14 protein-coding genes are annotated in these 15,584 nt (G+C 65.2%); 8 read left to right on the forward strand and 6 right to left on the reverse strand.

Going from position 1 to position 15,584, the window contains the following annotated elements:
* Positions 1-161: 161 nt before the first annotated feature.
* Both KBY86_RS10240 and thiL read left to right on the forward strand, forming a co-directional pair.
* Positions 162-1,178, forward strand: coding sequence for a peptidylprolyl isomerase (locus KBY86_RS10240; RefSeq protein ID WP_255141023.1), 1,017 nt, complete (start codon positions 162-164; stop codon positions 1,176-1,178).
* On the forward strand, positions 1,171-2,214 hold the full coding sequence (thiL, locus tag KBY86_RS10245; protein ID WP_255141024.1) for a thiamine-phosphate kinase: 1,044 nt from the start codon (positions 1,171-1,173) through the stop codon (positions 2,212-2,214). Before KBY86_RS10240 ends, thiL begins: the two co-directional genes overlap by 8 nt.
* 168 nt (positions 2,215-2,382) lie before the next feature.
* Here the strand turns inward: thiL and KBY86_RS10250 are convergent, their stop codons facing one another.
* Positions 2,383-3,405, reverse strand: coding sequence for a type I glyceraldehyde-3-phosphate dehydrogenase (locus KBY86_RS10250; protein ID WP_094511178.1), 1,023 nt, complete (start codon positions 3,403-3,405; stop codon positions 2,383-2,385).
* Between the two features lie 162 nt (positions 3,406-3,567).
* Between KBY86_RS10250 and murC the strand changes: the two genes are divergently transcribed.
* The 3 genes from murC (at position 3,568) to KBY86_RS10265 (ending at position 6,361) form a co-directional block, all read left to right on the forward strand.
* Positions 3,568-5,010, forward strand: a complete 1,443-nt coding sequence (gene murC / locus KBY86_RS10255) for a UDP-N-acetylmuramate--L-alanine ligase (protein WP_255100480.1) — start codon at positions 3,568-3,570, stop codon at positions 5,008-5,010.
* A 3-nt stretch (positions 5,011-5,013) separates the two neighbouring features.
* Positions 5,014-5,934, forward strand: a complete 921-nt coding sequence (gene murB / locus KBY86_RS10260; RefSeq protein WP_255141025.1) for a UDP-N-acetylmuramate dehydrogenase — start codon at positions 5,014-5,016, stop codon at positions 5,932-5,934.
* A gap of 91 nt (positions 5,935-6,025) precedes the next feature.
* Complete coding sequence (locus tag KBY86_RS10265) at positions 6,026-6,361, forward strand: YbaB/EbfC family nucleoid-associated protein (RefSeq protein WP_094511181.1); 336 nt, start codon at positions 6,026-6,028, stop codon at positions 6,359-6,361.
* Here KBY86_RS10265 and rsgA read toward each other — a convergent pair.
* Genes rsgA through grpE form a run of 4 tightly spaced genes read right to left on the reverse strand, consistent with a single transcriptional unit; the run spans position 6,336 to position 9,520 of the window.
* Positions 6,336-7,370, reverse strand: a complete 1,035-nt coding sequence (rsgA, locus tag KBY86_RS10270) for a ribosome small subunit-dependent GTPase A (protein WP_255100477.1) — start codon at positions 7,368-7,370, stop codon at positions 6,336-6,338. The two genes, KBY86_RS10265 and rsgA, sit on opposite strands and share 26 nt — an antisense overlap.
* A 2-nt stretch (positions 7,371-7,372) precedes the next feature.
* Positions 7,373-7,636: a sulfurtransferase TusA family protein gene (locus tag KBY86_RS10275; protein WP_255100476.1), complete on the reverse strand. Its 264-nt coding sequence runs from the start codon at positions 7,634-7,636 to the stop codon at positions 7,373-7,375.
* A 22-nt stretch (positions 7,637-7,658) separates the two neighbouring features.
* Positions 7,659-8,771, reverse strand: a complete 1,113-nt coding sequence (gene dnaJ, locus KBY86_RS10280) for a molecular chaperone DnaJ (RefSeq protein WP_094511184.1) — start codon at positions 8,769-8,771, stop codon at positions 7,659-7,661.
* Positions 8,771-9,520 carry a nucleotide exchange factor GrpE gene (gene grpE, locus KBY86_RS10285; RefSeq protein ID WP_255141026.1) on the reverse strand — a complete coding sequence of 250 codons (750 nt, stop codon included), beginning with the start codon at positions 9,518-9,520 and terminating at the stop codon, positions 8,771-8,773. The genes dnaJ and grpE overlap by 1 nt, the downstream gene beginning before the upstream one ends.
* Before the next feature lie 217 nt (positions 9,521-9,737).
* On the opposite strand from grpE, the gene KBY86_RS10290 reads away from it, so the two are divergent.
* The 3 genes from KBY86_RS10290 (at position 9,738) to KBY86_RS10300 (ending at position 14,195) form a co-directional block, all read left to right on the forward strand.
* The gene (locus KBY86_RS10290; protein ID WP_094511186.1) at positions 9,738-11,585 is read left to right on the forward strand and encodes a GspE/PulE family protein; all 1,848 of its coding nucleotides are present in this window, start codon (positions 9,738-9,740) and stop codon (positions 11,583-11,585) included.
* Positions 11,586-11,656: 71 nt separating this feature from the next.
* Complete coding sequence (locus tag KBY86_RS10295) at positions 11,657-12,736, forward strand: type IV pilus twitching motility protein PilT (protein WP_094511187.1); 1,080 nt, start codon at positions 11,657-11,659, stop codon at positions 12,734-12,736.
* 10 nt (positions 12,737-12,746) lie between these two features.
* On the forward strand, positions 12,747-14,195 hold the full coding sequence (locus KBY86_RS10300) for a type II secretion system F family protein (RefSeq protein ID WP_255141027.1): 1,449 nt from the start codon (positions 12,747-12,749) through the stop codon (positions 14,193-14,195).
* A 118-nt stretch (positions 14,196-14,313) separates the two neighbouring features.
* Here the strand turns inward: KBY86_RS10300 and KBY86_RS10305 are convergent, their stop codons facing one another.
* Positions 14,314-15,579, reverse strand: coding sequence for an NAD(P)/FAD-dependent oxidoreductase (locus KBY86_RS10305; protein WP_255141049.1), 1,266 nt, complete (start codon positions 15,577-15,579; stop codon positions 14,314-14,316).
* Positions 15,580-15,584: the final 5 nt, after the last annotated feature.

The raw sequence follows: 15,584 nt of genomic DNA on the forward strand, positions 1-15,584 counted from the left end.
CCCCTCCCCGCCGTGCGGCTGCAGCGACAGCGCCGGATGGAACGGGACCGGCCGGCTGTGCCAAAGTCCGGAAAACGGCAGACGGACAGATGCGGAGGACCCGGGTCGGTGGTTTGTGGGCCCTGCTCCTGGCCGTGGTGCTTTGCGCAGCGACGGGGCTGATGGCGCCCCGGCCTGTCGCTGCAGCCCTACCCCCAGGCAATGCCGTCACCGATCCCGCTGCCCTGCTGCGGGATGCGCTGCCGATCGAAGCCACCGATCTGCAGGATCTCCAGCACCGGCTCGAAAGCACCAGCGACGACCTGCGCGCCAAGCGCTGGAGCGCCCTGAACAATGTGGTGCGCCGCTCCCAGTCGCTGCTGGGTACCCGTCGTGTGGGTCTGCTCGACAGCTTCGACCCGGCGGACCGCGACAAAGCGGAAGCCCTGCTCGAACAGTTGCAAGGATCCCTCCAGGACATGGCGACAGCAGCTGAGCGCCAGGACCGGGAGGCCTTCCTGGATGCCCGCCGCGAGGCACTCAGCCGGATCGGCGCCGCCGAGGCCGAGCTGGTGGGTCCGTTCCCGTTCACCATTCCTGCCGCCTTCGACGACCTGCCGCGGCTGCTGGGCCGGGCCACCGTGAGACTCACCACCACCAAGGGCGATCTCACTGCCGTGGTGGATGGCTACAACGCGCCGATCACCGCGGGGGCCTTCGTGGATCTTGTGCAGCGGGGCTTCTATGACGCTCTGCCCTTCATCCGGGCCGAAGACTTCTATGTGCTCCAGACCGGCGATCCCGCCGGTCCCGCCGACGGCTTCGTGGATCCCAGGACACAGCACAACCGCCCGGTGCCCCTGGAGATCAAGGTACCCGGCGAAGCGGCCCCCTTCTACAACCAGACCTTCGAGGACCTGGGCCTGTACAAGGCCACCCCGACCCTGCCCTTCGCCACCAAGGGCACCCTGGGCTGGGCCCATTCCGATGAAGCCCTCGACGACGGCTCCTCCCAGTTCTTCCTCTTCCTGTTCGAAGCCGAGCTGACCCCCGCTGGGCTGAACCTGATCGATGGGCGCTATGCCGCCTTCGGCTACGTCACCGACGGCTTTGATGTGCTCGAAGAACTCACCGCCGATGACGGCATCGTCAAGGCCACGGTGCTGGAGGGGGCCGAGAACCTGCGGCCCCATGCCTGAGCCACCGGCCGCCTGCGGCGAGGGCTCCACGCCCACGCTCGGCGATCTGGGCGAATGGCGACTGCTCGAGCGTCTGCGGGCCTTCGCGCCGCCGGGCCAGTTCGATGACGATGCCGCCCTGATCGAGGAGCGCGCTGGCGGGGTGCTGGTGGTCAATACCGATGTGCTGGTGGAGGGGGTGCACTTCAACGACGCCACCATGGGCCCTGGCGATCTGGGCTGGCGTGCCGCCGCCGCCAACCTGTCGGATCTGGCCGCCATGGGCTGCCGTGAGGTGGTGGGGCTCACCGTGGGCCTGGTGGCCCCACCCCGCACCCCCTGGGCCTGGGTGGAAGGGGTGTACGGCGGCCTGACCGCGGCGCTGGCCACCACCGGCGCGCCGCTGCTCGGGGGCGACTGCAGCAGCGGCAGCGAGCGCCTGCTGGCGGTGACGGCCCTGGGCCGGCTGGGCCCGCAGGGGCCGATCCGGCGGCAGGACGGCTGTGCTGGTGACGTGCTGGTGTGCAGTGGTCTCCACGGGCTCAGCCGCCTGGGCCTGGCGCTGCTGCTGGAGCAGCCGCTGCACGGGCTCATCACCGGCAGCATCGCCGCCACCGACCTGAATGAAGACCTGCGGCAGCGGGCGATCGCAGCACACCGGCGCCCTCAGGCGCGTCTTGATGTGGTGGCGGCTCTGGAGCAAAGCCAGCCCCCCGGGGATCCCTGGCGGGTGGGCGGCACCGATAGCAGCGATGGGCTCGCGGCGGCACTCACTGCCATCGCCGGCACCAGCGGCTGCGATGCGCTGCTGGATCGCTCAGCCCTGCCGATCGATCCGGCCATGGCGCCGTTACGGGAGGCCACCGACTGGTGCCTCGGCGGCGGAGAAGATTTCGAGCTGGTGCTGGCCCTGCCGGAGCGGTGGGCCCAGCGCCTGCAGGCCTGCCTGCCGGGGGTGCACTGCCTCGGCCGGCTGGTGGCCGGCACAGGACGGCTGCTCTGGCAGGGAACAGAGGAGCCACTGCAGGGCCCAGCCGGGTTCCGGCACTTCGGCTGAAGCGTGCCGGAGCACGTGGCCGGGCAAACCAGCGTTGCGGCGGCCCCACAAAAAAGGGCCTCCCTGCGACCCCCCCCTCAGGAGAGGCCGTGCAGGAAGACCCGATTCAGTTGGCAATACGGCCCGATTCGGAGGAAGGGCGATCCGGGCGAACGAGGAACGGGAGGATCAGACCCAGTTGCGGGCCACCACTTCGGCCAGATCAACAACGCGTTGGCTGTAGCCCCACTCGTTGTCGTACCAGGAGATCACCTTCACCATGTTGTCGCCCATCACCAGGGTGAGGTCAGCGTCCACGATCGTGGATTCATCAGTGCCGGCATGGTCAGAGGACACCAGCGGCAGATCGGAATACTTGATGATTCCCTTCATGCCGTTCCGTGACGATTCCTCAAGCACCGCATTCACTTCTTCGCGGGTTGTTCCGCGGCTCACCTCCAGCACCAGGTCGACCACCGACACGTTCGGGGTGGGCACCCGCAGGGCGATGCCGTTGAGCTTTCCTTTCATCGGGGGATACACCAGAGCCACAGCCTTGGCAGCGCCAGTGGAGGTAGGAACGATGTTGATGGCAGCAGCGCGGGCCCGGCGCAGATCACGGTGGCTGGCATCGAGGATGCGCTGGTCACCGGTGTAGCTGTGGGTGGTGGTCATCGTGCCTTTGACGATGCCGAAGGCCTGATCGAGCACCTTGACGATCGGCGCCATGCAGTTGGTGGTGCAACTGGCATTGCTGATGATGTCGAAGCCGTCATGGGTGTATTGATCGGCGTTCACACCCACCACGAAGGTGCCGATGCCATCACCTTTCCCGGGAGCGGTGATCAGCACTTTGCGGGCACCGGCCTGAATGTGCTTTCCTGCCCCTTCCTTGTCGATGAACACGCCGGTGGCTTCGATCACCAGATCCACACCCCATTCCTTCCAAGGAAGGTTCAGGGGGTTGCGGTCGGAGAAGCACTTGATGGTGCGTCCATTGACGATCAGGGCGTCATCGGTGTGGCTCACCTTGGCGTCCCGGATCTTTCCGAGCATGGAGTCGTACTGAAGCAGGTGTGCGTTAGTGCGCGGATCGGAGGTGTCGTTGAGGCCGACAATTTCGATGCCGGTGTTCTCGCCGCGGCTCAGCCAGCAACGCATGAAGTTGCGACCAATCCGGCCAAATCCATTGATCGCAACACGCAAAGCCATGGCAACAGCGGGCAAACCCGCTAACAAGGGAGGTTTTGGCTGCCGATCATACAGAAATGGCGCCCCTGCCCCCACGGGAGCCATGCCGGGTGCCACAAGGTGTCTCAGCAGGGACAAGCGGGGATCCTGCCGCTTAAGTTTCGGTTCATCCTGGAGACGCCGTTGGGACTGCTGGTCGATCGCGGGCAGCCTTTGCACTTCATCGGTGTCGGCGGGATCGGCATGTCCGCCCTGGCCGAGATCCTGGTGGAGCGGGGCTTTTCCGTCAGCGGCTCCGACCCCCGCGACAACAGCGTGCTGCAGGCCCTGCGCCGCCGGGGTGTGCGGGTGTTTCAGGAGCAGAGCGCCGCCACCATCGAGGCGATCCGCACCACAGCCGCGGCCGATCCGCAGATCGTGGTGAGCTCCGCCGTTCCCCAGAGCAATCCCGAGCTGGTCGAAGCCCGCCGCGTGGGTCTGTCAGTGGTGCACCGCTCCGATGTGCTGGCGGCCCTGATCAACAGCCAGGACGCGATCGCGATCGCCGGCAGCCACGGCAAGACCACCACCAGCACCATGGTCGCCACCCTGCTGGCCGCCACCGCGAACGACCCCACGGCCGTGATCGGCGGCATCGTTCCAGGCTTCGGCAGCAACGCCCGGGTGGGCAACGGCAGGCTGCTGGTGGCGGAAGCCGACGAATCCGACGGTTCGCTCGTCAAGTTTCGGCCCAGCCTGGGGGTGATCACCAACCTCGAACTCGACCACACCGACCATTACGCCGACCTGGAGGCCCTGATCGGCACCCTTCAGCAATTCGCCTCCGGCTGCGGCCGGCTGCTGACCAACCGGGACTGCCCGGTGCTGCACCAGCATTTCCAGCCCAGTGCCTGCTGGTCGATCGAGAGCGCGGACGGGGCCGACTTCGCCTCCATCGCAGTGGCAGAAGAGGGGGACGGCACCCTGGCCGCGTTCTACGAGCAGGGCACAGAGGTGGGGCAGTTCCGGCTGCCGCTGCCCGGGCGTCACAACCTCAGCAACGCCACCGGCGCCCTGGCCGCCTGCCGGCTGGAAGGGGTGCCGTTCGAAGCGCTCAGCCAGGCCATTCCCTCCCTGAGCGCTCCCGGCCGCCGCTTCGATTTCCGCGGCAGCTGGCAGGGGCGTCTGGTGGTCGACGACTACGCCCACCATCCCAGCGAAGTGAATGCCACCCTGACCATGGCGCGGCTGATGGTGAGCACCGGCCGCAGCCCGCTGCCGGCGGTGCCGCGGCGGGTGGTGGCGGTGTTCCAGCCCCATCGCTACAGCCGCACGGCGGAATTCGGCGAAGCGTTTGCCCAGGCCCTCGGCCAGGCCGATGCTGTGCTGCTGGCGCCCTTGTATGCCGCCGGCGAAGCGCCACTCCCCGGGGTGTCGAGCGGATCGCTGGCGGAGCGCATCGCCGCGCTGCACCCTGCCCTTGAGGTGCGTGTGGCAGCCGACATGCAGCACCTTGCCCAGGACGTGGCGACGCTGAGCCAGGACGGTGATCTGGTGCTGGCGATGGGGGCCGGGGACGTCAACGGGCTGTGGGACCGGCTCAAGGCCCTGCCCGGCGCCGCTGTCGTCACACCCCTGGCTGCCTGAGGGATGGCGGGCGGCGAACCACCGGCCAACCTGAGCGCCCAGCTGCCGCTCGCCGCTCACACCACCTGGAAGGTGGGCGGCCCCGCCGAATGGTTCGGGGAACCCTCCAGTGAGGAAGAACTGCAGGCCATGGCCCGCTGGGCCTGGGAGCGCGGTCTGCCCTGGCGCCTGATCGGCGCGGGCTCCAATCTGCTGATCAGCGACAGCGGCCTGGCGGGCCTGACCCTCTGCTCACGCCGCCTCCAGGGCAGCCAGCTGGACGCCAGCACGGGCCTGGTGGAAGCCAGAGCGGGAGAGCCGATTCCCACCCTGGCGCGCCGGGCGGCCCGGGCGGGCCTGAGCGGGCTGGAATGGGCCGTGGGCATCCCGGGCACCGTGGGGGGTGGTGTGGCGATGAACGCCGGTGCACAGGGAGGCTGCACGGCAGAAGTGCTGCGCGACATCACCGTGGTGGCGCCGGATCCGGGCAGCGTTCCCTTCATCCTGCCGGCATCGAGCCTGGAGTTCGCCTACCGCCACAGCCGCCTGCAGGAGGAGCCGCTGCTGGTGCTCTCGGCCCGGTTCCAGCTGAGCGCCGGCCATGATCCGCGTGCGATCGACCGGCGCACGAGCGCCAATCTGCAGAGCCGCACCGGAACGCAGCCTTACCACCTGCCCAGCTGCGGAAGCGTGTTCCGCAACCCGGAACCGCTCAAGGCGGGCCGGCTGATCGAGGAACTCGGCCTCAAGGGATGCACGGTGGGCGGCGCCATGGTGTCGCCCATGCACGCCAACTTCATCGTCAACACGGGGGAGGCCACCGCCGCGCAGATCAACCGCCTGATCGAACGGGTGCAGGAGCGGGTGCGTCAGGCCCATGGCCTGGAGCTCCACCCGGAAGTGAAGCGCCTGGGCAGCTTCGATCGGGCAACGATGTCCGATTGAACAGGGTGTCGGCGGGGGGCAAGCCGTTCCAGAGGTGCTGCTGAACGACCGTGGCGGCCCACGTACGCTGTGGCCCCACGACATCGTCCCCATGGCAGGCTTCGGTCTTCCCAACTTCGGCCAGCTCACCGAAGCGTTCCGCAAGGCGCAGCAGATCCAGCAGGACGCCCAGAAACTGCAGGACGAACTGGATGCCATGGAGTTGGAGGGCACCAGTGAGGACGGCCGCGCCAGCGTGTGGCTCTCGGGCAATCAACAGCCCCTGCGGGTCAGGCTGGCTCCCGAACTGGTGGCCTGCGGCGCCGAAGCCACCGAAGCCGCCGCCCTCGAAGCGCTGCGGGCCGCCTACGAAAAATCCACCGCGACCATGAAGGAGCGGATGGAAGAGCTCACCGGTGGGCTCAATCTGACGGGGATGGGGGGCTGAGCCCTTCCTGCTGGCTCTGCCGCAGCCGGCGGCGAGAAGGCTGGCGCTGCCGGCGATCCAGCCGCACCTCGGTCCGCTGTGCCTGAACATCTGGCTCCTGCGTACGGCGCGCTGGCCCTGAGCCACCGGCCGCCAACAACTCCTCCAAGGCCTGCAGGTAGTGGGGGTAACGGTCCCAGTCGGTGCCGACGCAGCAACCGGGATCGCCGCGGTGCAAGCAGTTGCGGTACCGGCACGCACCCGAGCGCAGCGCCTCTCGCATTTCAGGAAACAACGCGGCCAGCCGGGTGGGATCGAGCGGCAGATCCGGCCGGTTGAATCCCGGCGTATCGGCGAGCAGGGCCTCGGATCCCAGCGCGAACAGCTCCACGTGCCGCGTTGTATGGCGGCCACGCTGCAACCGCCCGGACACTGCAGCCACCCGCAGCTGAAGCGCTGGAATCAGGGCGTTCAGCAGGCTGCTCTTGCCCACGCCGGAAGGGCCGCACAGCACGGTGATACCCGGTTTCACCAGCCGCTGCCTCAACAGCTCGAGCCCCTCACCTGTGGCCACGCTCAGGCCGATCGGGTCATACCCCCAGCCCTTCAGGCGAACCAGCCACGCCTCCAGGACGGGGCGGGGCACCAGGTCAACCTTGCTGAGCACCAGCTCCACCTGCAGGTCGGTGGCCTCTGCCGCCAGGAGAAAGCGGGTGATCTGGACGGGATCCGGCTCCGGCTGCGCCAGCGCCACCACCACCAGCAACCGGCTGCAGTTGGCCACGGCGGGCCGCTCCAGCCGGCTGCCGCGAGGAAACAGGCGGCTCACCGCAGCGCGACCGGCGGCCCAGTCGATTCCATCGAGGCTCACCTGATCCCCGACATGGACCTGCTGGCCGCTCTTGCCCAGCCGGGTGCGCCGCACGCACAGCAGTTCGAGCTGATGGTCAGGGCCGGCCCGATCGAGCCAAACCCTGCAGAAATTGGCCTGCAGAGCCACGACCCGGCCGGTGACCGGCTCCTGCTCCACGCTCAGGCCCCGTCGCGGCAGATCAGCAGACGCGCCCCGGCGCCATCGGTGGGCTTCATGCGCAGCACCTCATGCCCCTCTTCGCGGATGCCCTCGCTCACCAGTAACTCAGGGGCGCCTGCGTCAAGATCGACCTGAAGCCAGGCACCGGGCGGCAGCTTTTCAAGCGCCAGCCTCGTGCGCACGAAATTGACGGGGCAAGGTGTGCCGCGCAGGTCAAGGCACTGGGCCGGCGCGGGAGCAGTGGAGGCATCAGCGGGCTTCATGGTGATGGGCAGGCGGCGGCCCTCACCCGAACAGTCCCCCGAAAAGACCGCTCTTGTGCGGGTGTTCCTTGCCGGAATGGTGACCGGCGAGCTGATCGAGCAACTCCCGCTCGTGGCTGGAGAGCTTGGTGGGAATATGCACCTTCACGGTGACGTGATGGTTGCCCCTGGCCACGGGATTGCCCAGCCGCGGCACCCCTTTGTTGTTGAGCGTGAGCGTGGCACCGGGCTGGGTGCCAGCAGGAATCTCCAGGGTTTCCGGACCATCAACGGTGTCGACTTCGATCTTGTCCCCGAGGATCGCCTGGAGATAGCTGATCGTGACATCCGATTGGATGTGGATGCCTTCACGGCGCAGGTGGTCGTGGGCCTGAACGAACAGGTAGACGTAAAGGTCACCGGCCGGACCGCCCCGCTGGCCCGCGTTGCCCTCGCCCGTCACCCGTAGCCGGGTGCCTGAATCGACGCCGGCTGGAATGGTGATGCGCAGCTTCTTCCGCACCTGCTGCACCCCCTGGCCGCCGCAATCGCCGCAGGGATCGGCGATCACCTGGCCGGTGCCTTCGCAGGTGGGGCATGGCGCCACCTGCGTGAAACTGCCGAATGGGGTGCGGGTGGCACGGCGCACCTGGCCGGATCCGGAGCAGGTGCCGCAGGTGGTGGGCCCGCTGCCCCGCTTGGCGCCGCTGCCCTCGCAGGTGGCGCAGGTTTCCAGGTGGCGGATCTGGACATCGCGCTCCTGCCCGAACACGGCCTCGCTGAAACCGATCGTGAGATCAAGGCGCAGATCATCGCCTTGGCGCGGGCCACGGCGGCGTGGGCCACTGGCACCGCCAGCCCCTCCGAAACCGCTGAAGAAGGTCTCGAACAGGTCGGCGAAGCCGCCCATATCCGTCATGTCGGGGCCGCCGCTGGCGCCGGACACACCCGCTTCACCAAACTGGTCGTAGCGAGCGCGGGTCTGGGGGTCGCTCAGAACCTCATAGGCGCGCCCGATCTCCTTGAAGCGCTCCTCGGCGCCGGGATCCTTGTTGATGTCCGGGTGGAACTGCCGCGCCAGCCGGCGGTAGGAACGTTTGAGGGTGTCGGCGTCGGCATCACGGCTGACACCCAGAAGGTCGTAGTAATCGGCCATCAACTCGGATCCGCGCCGGCCATGGGTTCAGTGTCCCCGTGCGGGGCGTTAGCGGCGTTGGGCCCACCGGCAGGACCGGGGCCCATCGACACCTTCACGAGAGCATGACGGATCACCCGGCCTTCCAGCTGGTAACCGCGCTGCAGTTCGGCGATCACCACGTCCTCCATCACCTCGTCGCTGGGCTCCCGCAGCACGGCTTCGTGCAGGTTGGGGTCGAACGGCTCCCCCTCCACGCGCATCGGCGAGACGCCCAGATTCTTGAACACATCGACCAGCTGTTTGTAGAGCCCCTGGTAGCTGCGATGCACGTCCTGGGCTTCGGGGTTCTGGGGGTCCAGCTGCTGGCGCGCCCGGTCGAAATTGTCGACCACCGGCAGGATCTCCGCGAGCGTGGAGCAGGTGATCTTCAGGCGCAGCTCGTCCTGATCGCGGCTCTGGCGCTTGCGGAAGTTATCGAAGTCGGCGGCGATGCGCATGTATTGGCTGCGCACGCCCTCGTGCTCGGCCTGGAGGCTGCAGAGCGTCGCCTCCAGTTCCTGAATCCGCTGCTCGGGACCACCGGCCTCCGAACCGATGGCATCGGCCTGGGCGGAGGCGTCGGCCGAGGCCGCGGAGGCTTCGAGCTGCGTGATCAATTCATTCGCCTCGCTGGCAAGACCCTCGACATTGGCCTCCGTGGAGGCCGCTTGAGGTGCCTCCGCAGGGGCCTCAGAATCCTGGGAGAAGGAAGAGGCTTCGCCACTCATGCCGGCTGGATCGCAGATCTGACACCAACATGTTGGAGGGTGACGCGTGCCTCCCACAAGCGGCGGAAGCCCGCACCTCGGCATCCGTCACTCACCAGGTGCGCCATGATCGCGGCAAACAAGCAGCCCTTCAGCGTGGATCTGGTCTAGAAAGGGGCCTTGGGTGCGTGAAATCTCAGCCCCACATAGGCATTTCCCCCTAGAGCCGCTTCCTGCCATGACCCTTTCGGCAACCCGTCCGGTGCCGGATGCCATCACCCCCACCCAGCAGCGCTTGGAGGTGGAGTTGTTGCTTGGGGAACGTGTGCTCCGTCCGCAGGAGCTGGAGCAGGCGGATCCAAAAGCGTTTGAGGCCTGCCCTTCGATCGGCAGTGAGAGGTGGCGCGGCTTGGCGAGCTTGCCGATTCGGCGCATTGGGAACCGGCTCGTGTTGGCCGTGCCCACCTTCTGGGGATCGGACCAGCGTCACGAGCTGATGGAGACGATCGCTGGCGACGGATTGGAACCCGATTTGCGTCTTGCTCTAAAGGGCGAAATCGAGGTTGTGCTCAAGGCGAGGCTTGAGGAGCTAGATGCTGCTGTCGCTCGTGATGGTGACGGCTCAGGTGATTCCTTGCCGAACCCCGAAGAGACGCAGCAGGAGGCCCGTGTGGAGCGGGTCTCTTTGCTGGAGAACTTGAGCCTCGAACGGCAGCTCGACGAAGCGCCAGCCGAAGACGATGCCTATATGAATCTTGATGAGGGCATTGCCGCCTCGAGTGCTTCGCCGGTGGTGAGTCTTGTGAATCGGATTCTGATCAAGGCGATCGACAGTGACTCCAGCGATGTGCACGTTGAACCTCAGGAAGAGGGCCTGCAGATCCGCTTCCGCCAGGACGGCGTGCTGCAACCTCTGGAACTCCTGCCAAGAAGCCTCATCCCTGCAATCACCTCACGGCTGAAGATCATGGCCGATCTGGACATCTCCGAGCGGAGGATGCCGCAGGACGGCCGCATTCGACGGGTTTATAACGGGCGGACAATTGAACTGAGAGTAAGCACCCTGCCCAGCCGCTGGGGTGAAAAGGTGGTGATGCGGCTGCTGGACAGCTCCGCCACAAAGCTTGGTCTTGACAAGCTGATCAGCTCTCCAGCGATCCTCAATCTGGTGCGCACGCTGGGGTCACGCCCCTTCGGGATGATCCTGGTTACCGGACCTACCGGATCCGGCAAATCCACCACGCTTTACTCCCTGCTGTCGGAGCGTAACGTCCCGGGCATCAACATCTCCACAGTTGAAGACCCGATTGAATACATGCTCAAGGGCATCACCCAGACCCAGGTGAACCGCGACAAGGGCTACGACTTCAGCAATGCCCTGCGGGCCTTCATGCGGCAGGACCCCGACGTTCTGCTGGTAGGTGAAACCCGCGACGGAGAAACGGCCAAGACTGCGATTGAGGCCGCCTTGACCGGACACCTCGTGCTCACCACCCTCCATTGCAACGATGCCCCCAGTGCGATCGCCCGCCTCAACGAAATGGGCGTGGAGCCCTTTCTGATCAGTGCCTCCCTGTTGGGAATCGTGTCGCAGCGTTTGCTGCGACACGTTTGCACGAAGTGCCGGGTGGGCTATCACCCCGGCCCTGAAGAGCTCGGCCACTTTGGCCTCCTATCCAGCCCTGATACAAAGGTCACTTTCTACAAAGCCTTTCGGCCTGAACCTGATGCCACCCACGTCTGCAGCACCTGCCAGGGAAGGGGCTACAAAGGCCGCATCGGCGTTTACGAGGTGCTCCAGTTCAATGAAACCATCGCTTCAGCTGTGGCACAGGGGGCGAGCACCGATGTGATCCGCAAGCTGGCCCTGGAAGCTGGGATGAAAACCCTGCTCGGCTACGGCCTGGATCTGGTGCGGGAGGGGCACACCACACTGGAGGAGGTGGAGCGCATGCTGCTCACCGACACGGAGCTTGAATCGGAACGCCGTGCCAGAGCCCTCACCACCTTGAGCTGCAGCGGCTGCGGGGCCGGGCTCAAGGATGAATGGCTGGAATGCCCCTACTGCCTGACAGAGAGGGCCTGACCCTTGATGCTCTCCCTCAAGCCGTGCAGAATTGCGCAACGTCACGAAGCTTGCTCAACGCCGCGAAGCCCATGGAACTCGTGATTGAAGATTTCATGCGCGAGCTGGTGGAAGCACGCGGCAGCGACTTGCACCTGGCCGCCGGACAACGTCCCTATGGACGGTTCAACGGCGAACTGCGACCGATGCATGAAGAAATTCTCACGGAAGAAACGTGCAACCGGCTGATCTTCTCGATCCTGAACAATGCCCAGAGGAAACATCTGGAGCAAACCTGGGAACTTGATTGCTCCTATGCGCTACGAGGTCTGGCCCGTTTTCGTGTGAATGTCTACAGCCAACGTGGCACCTACGCGGCCTGCCTACGAGCACTCAGCAGCAAGATACCCACCCCTGAGGACCTCCGCCTGCCCGAGGTGGTTGTGGACATTACGGACAGGCCCTCAGGGCTCGTGCTAGTGACGGGACCTACCGGATCCGGCAAAAGCACCACCCTGGCCAGCCTCCTGGATCACATCAATCGCACCAAGGCCTTGCATGTGATCACGATTGAAGATCCAATTGAGTTTACCTATCGAAACAATCTCAGCCTGGTGCATCAGCGCCAGCTGAACGACGACACCAAGAGCTTCAGCAACGCCCTACGTGCCGCTCTGCGAGAAGACCCTGATGTGATTCTGGTTGGTGAGATGCGCGACCTGGAAACGATCCAGCTGGCGATCACGGCCGCAGAAACCGGCCATCTGGTTTTTGCCACCCTGCATACGAGCTCCGCCGCTCAAACAGTCGATCGGATGGTGGATGTGTTTCCCGCCAACCAGCAGACTCAGGTCCGCGCGCAGCTCAGCGGCAGTCTTGCTGCCATCTTTGCTCAGACTCTGTGCAAGCGATTGAATCCTGACCAGCACTCCTGGGGCCGAGTGATGGCGCAAGAAATCATGATCAACACCCCAGCCATCGCCAATCTGATTCGGGAGGGAAAAACGGCGCAGGTTTACTCCCAGATTCAGACCGGGGCTCAACTGAGCATGCAGACCATGGAAAAAGCACTCAGCGAGCTTGTCATGCACGGAGAGATCAGCCTAGAAGAAGCCCGCTCAAAATCCGTCAAACCAGAGGAGCTCAACCGCCTGCTCAGCACCCTTTCCTAATCGTTCCCGAATGGCCTCGTTTCTCGCCACTTACACCACCAGCCGAGGGAACACCAAGGAGCTTCGCGTCAGCGCAGTGGATCTGGCAACCGCACGGCGTGACCTGAGGAAGCGCGGCATCCTCCCGACCACCCTCCAGGCTGTGGGCAGCTCCAGCCCATCTCCGCTCGCAAAGGCAAAGACTCGATCAACACCAAAAGTCCAGTTCATCGCCACCTATAGCGGTAGAGATGGCAAGCCCAAGAAACTAAAACTGGCCGCAGTCGATATGACAGCAGCGCGCAGTGAGTTGAGGCGTCGCGGGATCACAACAACCAAGCTTGTCCAGGATTTCGCAAGAGCGGCTAGCCAGGGAGGCGAGAAACAGCAGGACGGCAGCTTGCTGAACAAGGAAATCAACCTAGGGCCGCTGTTTGAACAGTCACCCGGAGTCAAGGACAAGGCCCTGTTCGCAAGCAAGCTCGCGGCCTTGGTGGATTCCGGCGTTCCGATTGTGCGCAGCCTGACTCTGCTCGCTGCTCAGCAGAAGAATCCAATCTTCAAGCGCGCTCTACAGGCCATCAGTGTCGAAGTCAGTCAAGGTGAAACCCTGGGCAGCTCCATGCGCAAATGGCCAAAGGTGTTCGATCGTTTGAGCATTGCCTTGATCGAAGCGGGTGAGGTCGGGGGAGTGCTTGATGAATCACTGAAGCGATTGTCACTCTTGCTTGAGCAGACCTCCAGACTCCAGAACCAGGTGAAGGGGGCCCTGGGATACCCAGTTGCGGTGCTGGTGATCGCTATAGCTGTTTTTCTGGGGATGACTATCTTCTTAATCCCAACCTTTGCGGGCATCTTCGATCAGCTGGGTGCCGATTTACCGCCATTCACCCAATTCATGGTGGACCTCAGCGCTTTACTACGCTCGCCTTTCTCGATTTACTTGACGGGAATCATCATTCTTGCTGTCATCCTTTTTAGCAAATACTACACAACTCCGCTAGGCAGACGGCAAGTAGATGCAGCCATTCTGAAGATTCCCCTGTTTGGTGATCTCATCCAAAAAACGTCAACGGCGCAATTTTGCCGCACCTTCAGCTCCCTCAGCCGTGCCGGAGTTCCCATCCTCCAGTCACTTGAAATCGTGCGCGACACCGTGGGGAACAGCATTCTCTCTGACGCTATTGACAACTGCCGCGGGGAGCTTCAGAACGGCGTCCTGCTGAGTACCGCCCTCTCCCGCAAGCGCGTCTTCCCCGAAATGGCGTTGAGCATGCTGGTGGTGGGAGAAGAAACTGGTGAGATGGATTCCATGCTCTCCAAAGTAGCTGACTTCTATGAAGATGAGGTTTCAGCTGCCGTAAAGGCGCTCACCTCCCTACTAGAGCCCGCCATGATCGTGCTTGTTGGCATCATCGTGGCTTCGATTCTGCTGGCCATGTATCTGCCAATGTTCTCCATTTTTGAAAAGATCAGATAGATCATTACAAGAAGAATATCAGCTATTTGCCATAGGGGTGGCAAGCTGATTGCAGGCTCTCTCAATGTTTCTCATTCAGAAGAAGCGGCCCTAGCTAGGAACGCTGGATGATCAACGCCTAGTTCGCAGCTGTCGCAAGCTTCGCCTGCTGGGCGATCGCCTGTCCCGCCAGCCAACCGGATGTCCAGCAGTGCTGGAAGTTGAAACCGCCGGTCACCCCATCCACATCCAGCAGTTCGCCGGCAAGGAACAGGCCTGGCTGCTTACGGCTCTCCATCGTGGCAAGGTTCACCTCGCCCAGGGCCACTCCGCCTGCGGTGACGAACTCTTCACCGAACGGGCCCCGGCCACTGACCGCATACCGACTGGCCCGCAGCCCCTCCAGCAGCCGGCGCTGGTCGGCCTTGCCGAAATCCGCCCAGCGCTTCTGCCCGTCCACCCCATGCCGCTCAAGCAGATGCAGCCACAGGCGCCGGCTCAACTCCGGCCAGGGTCTGCAGGCCGCCAGCTGCCGGCGGGGCTGGTCCCGGCGGCAGGCCGCCCGCAGCGCCTCCACATCCGCGGCGGAGCGGCCTCCGCACCAGTTCACCGTCAAGCTGGCCTGGTAGCGATGGTCCTTGAGGGCACGGGCCGCAAAGGCGGTGAGGCGCAGGGTGGCAGGGCCGCTGAGCCCCCAGTGCGTGAGCAGCACGATGCCGCCCTGGCGAAAGCGTTCCCCTCCCGGCACGTCCAGCTCCAGTTCCACCGGATCCATCACCACGCCACTGAGCGCCGCCAGGGGATTGGCCTCCAGCGCGAGGGTGAACAGCGAGGGCACCGGGGGCACCAATTGATGGCCAAGCCCGGCGGCCAGCTGGCGTCCGCTGGGGTGGCCGCCGGTGGCCAGCAGCAACCTCTGGCACCGCAAGGGCTGCTCGCGGTGGCGCACCTGCAGGGCGAAGCCGCCCGCCGCTGAGGCCTCAGCCCCCCGCAGCGCGGCGCCACGCCAGACCGTGACACCGGCCGCCGCCGCCGCCGTTTCCAGGGTTCTGACCACGGAGCTGGAGCGGTTGCTGCGGGGAAACAGCCGCCCATCGGGCTCCTCCACCAGCTCAAGGCCATGGTCTGAGAACCAGCGCAGCGTGTCACCGGTGGCGAAGCGGCTGAAGGGCCCCAGCAGCGCCCGCGCCCCGCGGGGGTAGTGACCCACCAGGGCGCGCGGATCCCAGCAGGCATGGGTGACATTGCAGCGGCCGCCGCCGCTGATCAGCACCTTGCCGAGGGGTTGATCGGTGGCCTCCAGCAGCAGCACCCCGGCCAGTCCGGCCTCCGCGGCCGTGATCGCGGCCATGTAGCCGGCCGGGCCACCACCGGCCACCACCAGGGGGCACTCAGAAGGCAGCATGGGGA

This window comes from Synechococcus sp. Lug-A (genome assembly GCF_024345655.1).
GTDB lineage: Bacteria > Cyanobacteriota > Cyanobacteriia > PCC-6307 > Cyanobiaceae > MW101C3.

What these genes read in the sequence shown, in the direction of transcription:
- KBY86_RS10275 (WP_255100476.1), bottom strand. Translation starts at nt 7,636, where the DNA reads ATGAAGCCCGCTGATGCCTCCACTGCTCCCGCGCCGGCCCAGTGCCTT.
- thiL (WP_255141024.1), top strand. Translation starts at nt 1,171, where the DNA reads ATGCCTGAGCCACCGGCCGCCTGCGGCGAGGGCTCCACGCCCACGCTC.
- KBY86_RS10265 (WP_094511181.1), top strand. Translation starts at nt 6,026, where the DNA reads ATGGCAGGCTTCGGTCTTCCCAACTTCGGCCAGCTCACCGAAGCGTTC.
- KBY86_RS10290 (WP_094511186.1), top strand. Translation starts at nt 9,738, where the DNA reads ATGACCCTTTCGGCAACCCGTCCGGTGCCGGATGCCATCACCCCCACC.
- dnaJ (WP_094511184.1), bottom strand. Translation starts at nt 8,771, where the DNA reads ATGGCCGATTACTACGACCTTCTGGGTGTCAGCCGTGATGCCGACGCC.
- KBY86_RS10305 (WP_255141049.1), bottom strand. Translation starts at nt 15,579, where the DNA reads ATGCTGCCTTCTGAGTGCCCCCTGGTGGTGGCCGGTGGTGGCCCGGCC.
- KBY86_RS10295 (WP_094511187.1), top strand. Translation starts at nt 11,657, where the DNA reads ATGGAACTCGTGATTGAAGATTTCATGCGCGAGCTGGTGGAAGCACGC.
- KBY86_RS10240 (WP_255141023.1), top strand. Translation starts at nt 162, where the DNA reads ATGGCGCCCCGGCCTGTCGCTGCAGCCCTACCCCCAGGCAATGCCGTC.
- murB (WP_255141025.1), top strand. Translation starts at nt 5,014, where the DNA reads ATGGCGGGCGGCGAACCACCGGCCAACCTGAGCGCCCAGCTGCCGCTC.
- KBY86_RS10300 (WP_255141027.1), top strand. Translation starts at nt 12,747, where the DNA reads ATGGCCTCGTTTCTCGCCACTTACACCACCAGCCGAGGGAACACCAAG.
- KBY86_RS10250 (WP_094511178.1), bottom strand. Translation starts at nt 3,405, where the DNA reads ATGGCTTTGCGTGTTGCGATCAATGGATTTGGCCGGATTGGTCGCAAC.
- grpE (WP_255141026.1), bottom strand. Translation starts at nt 9,520, where the DNA reads ATGAGTGGCGAAGCCTCTTCCTTCTCCCAGGATTCTGAGGCCCCTGCG.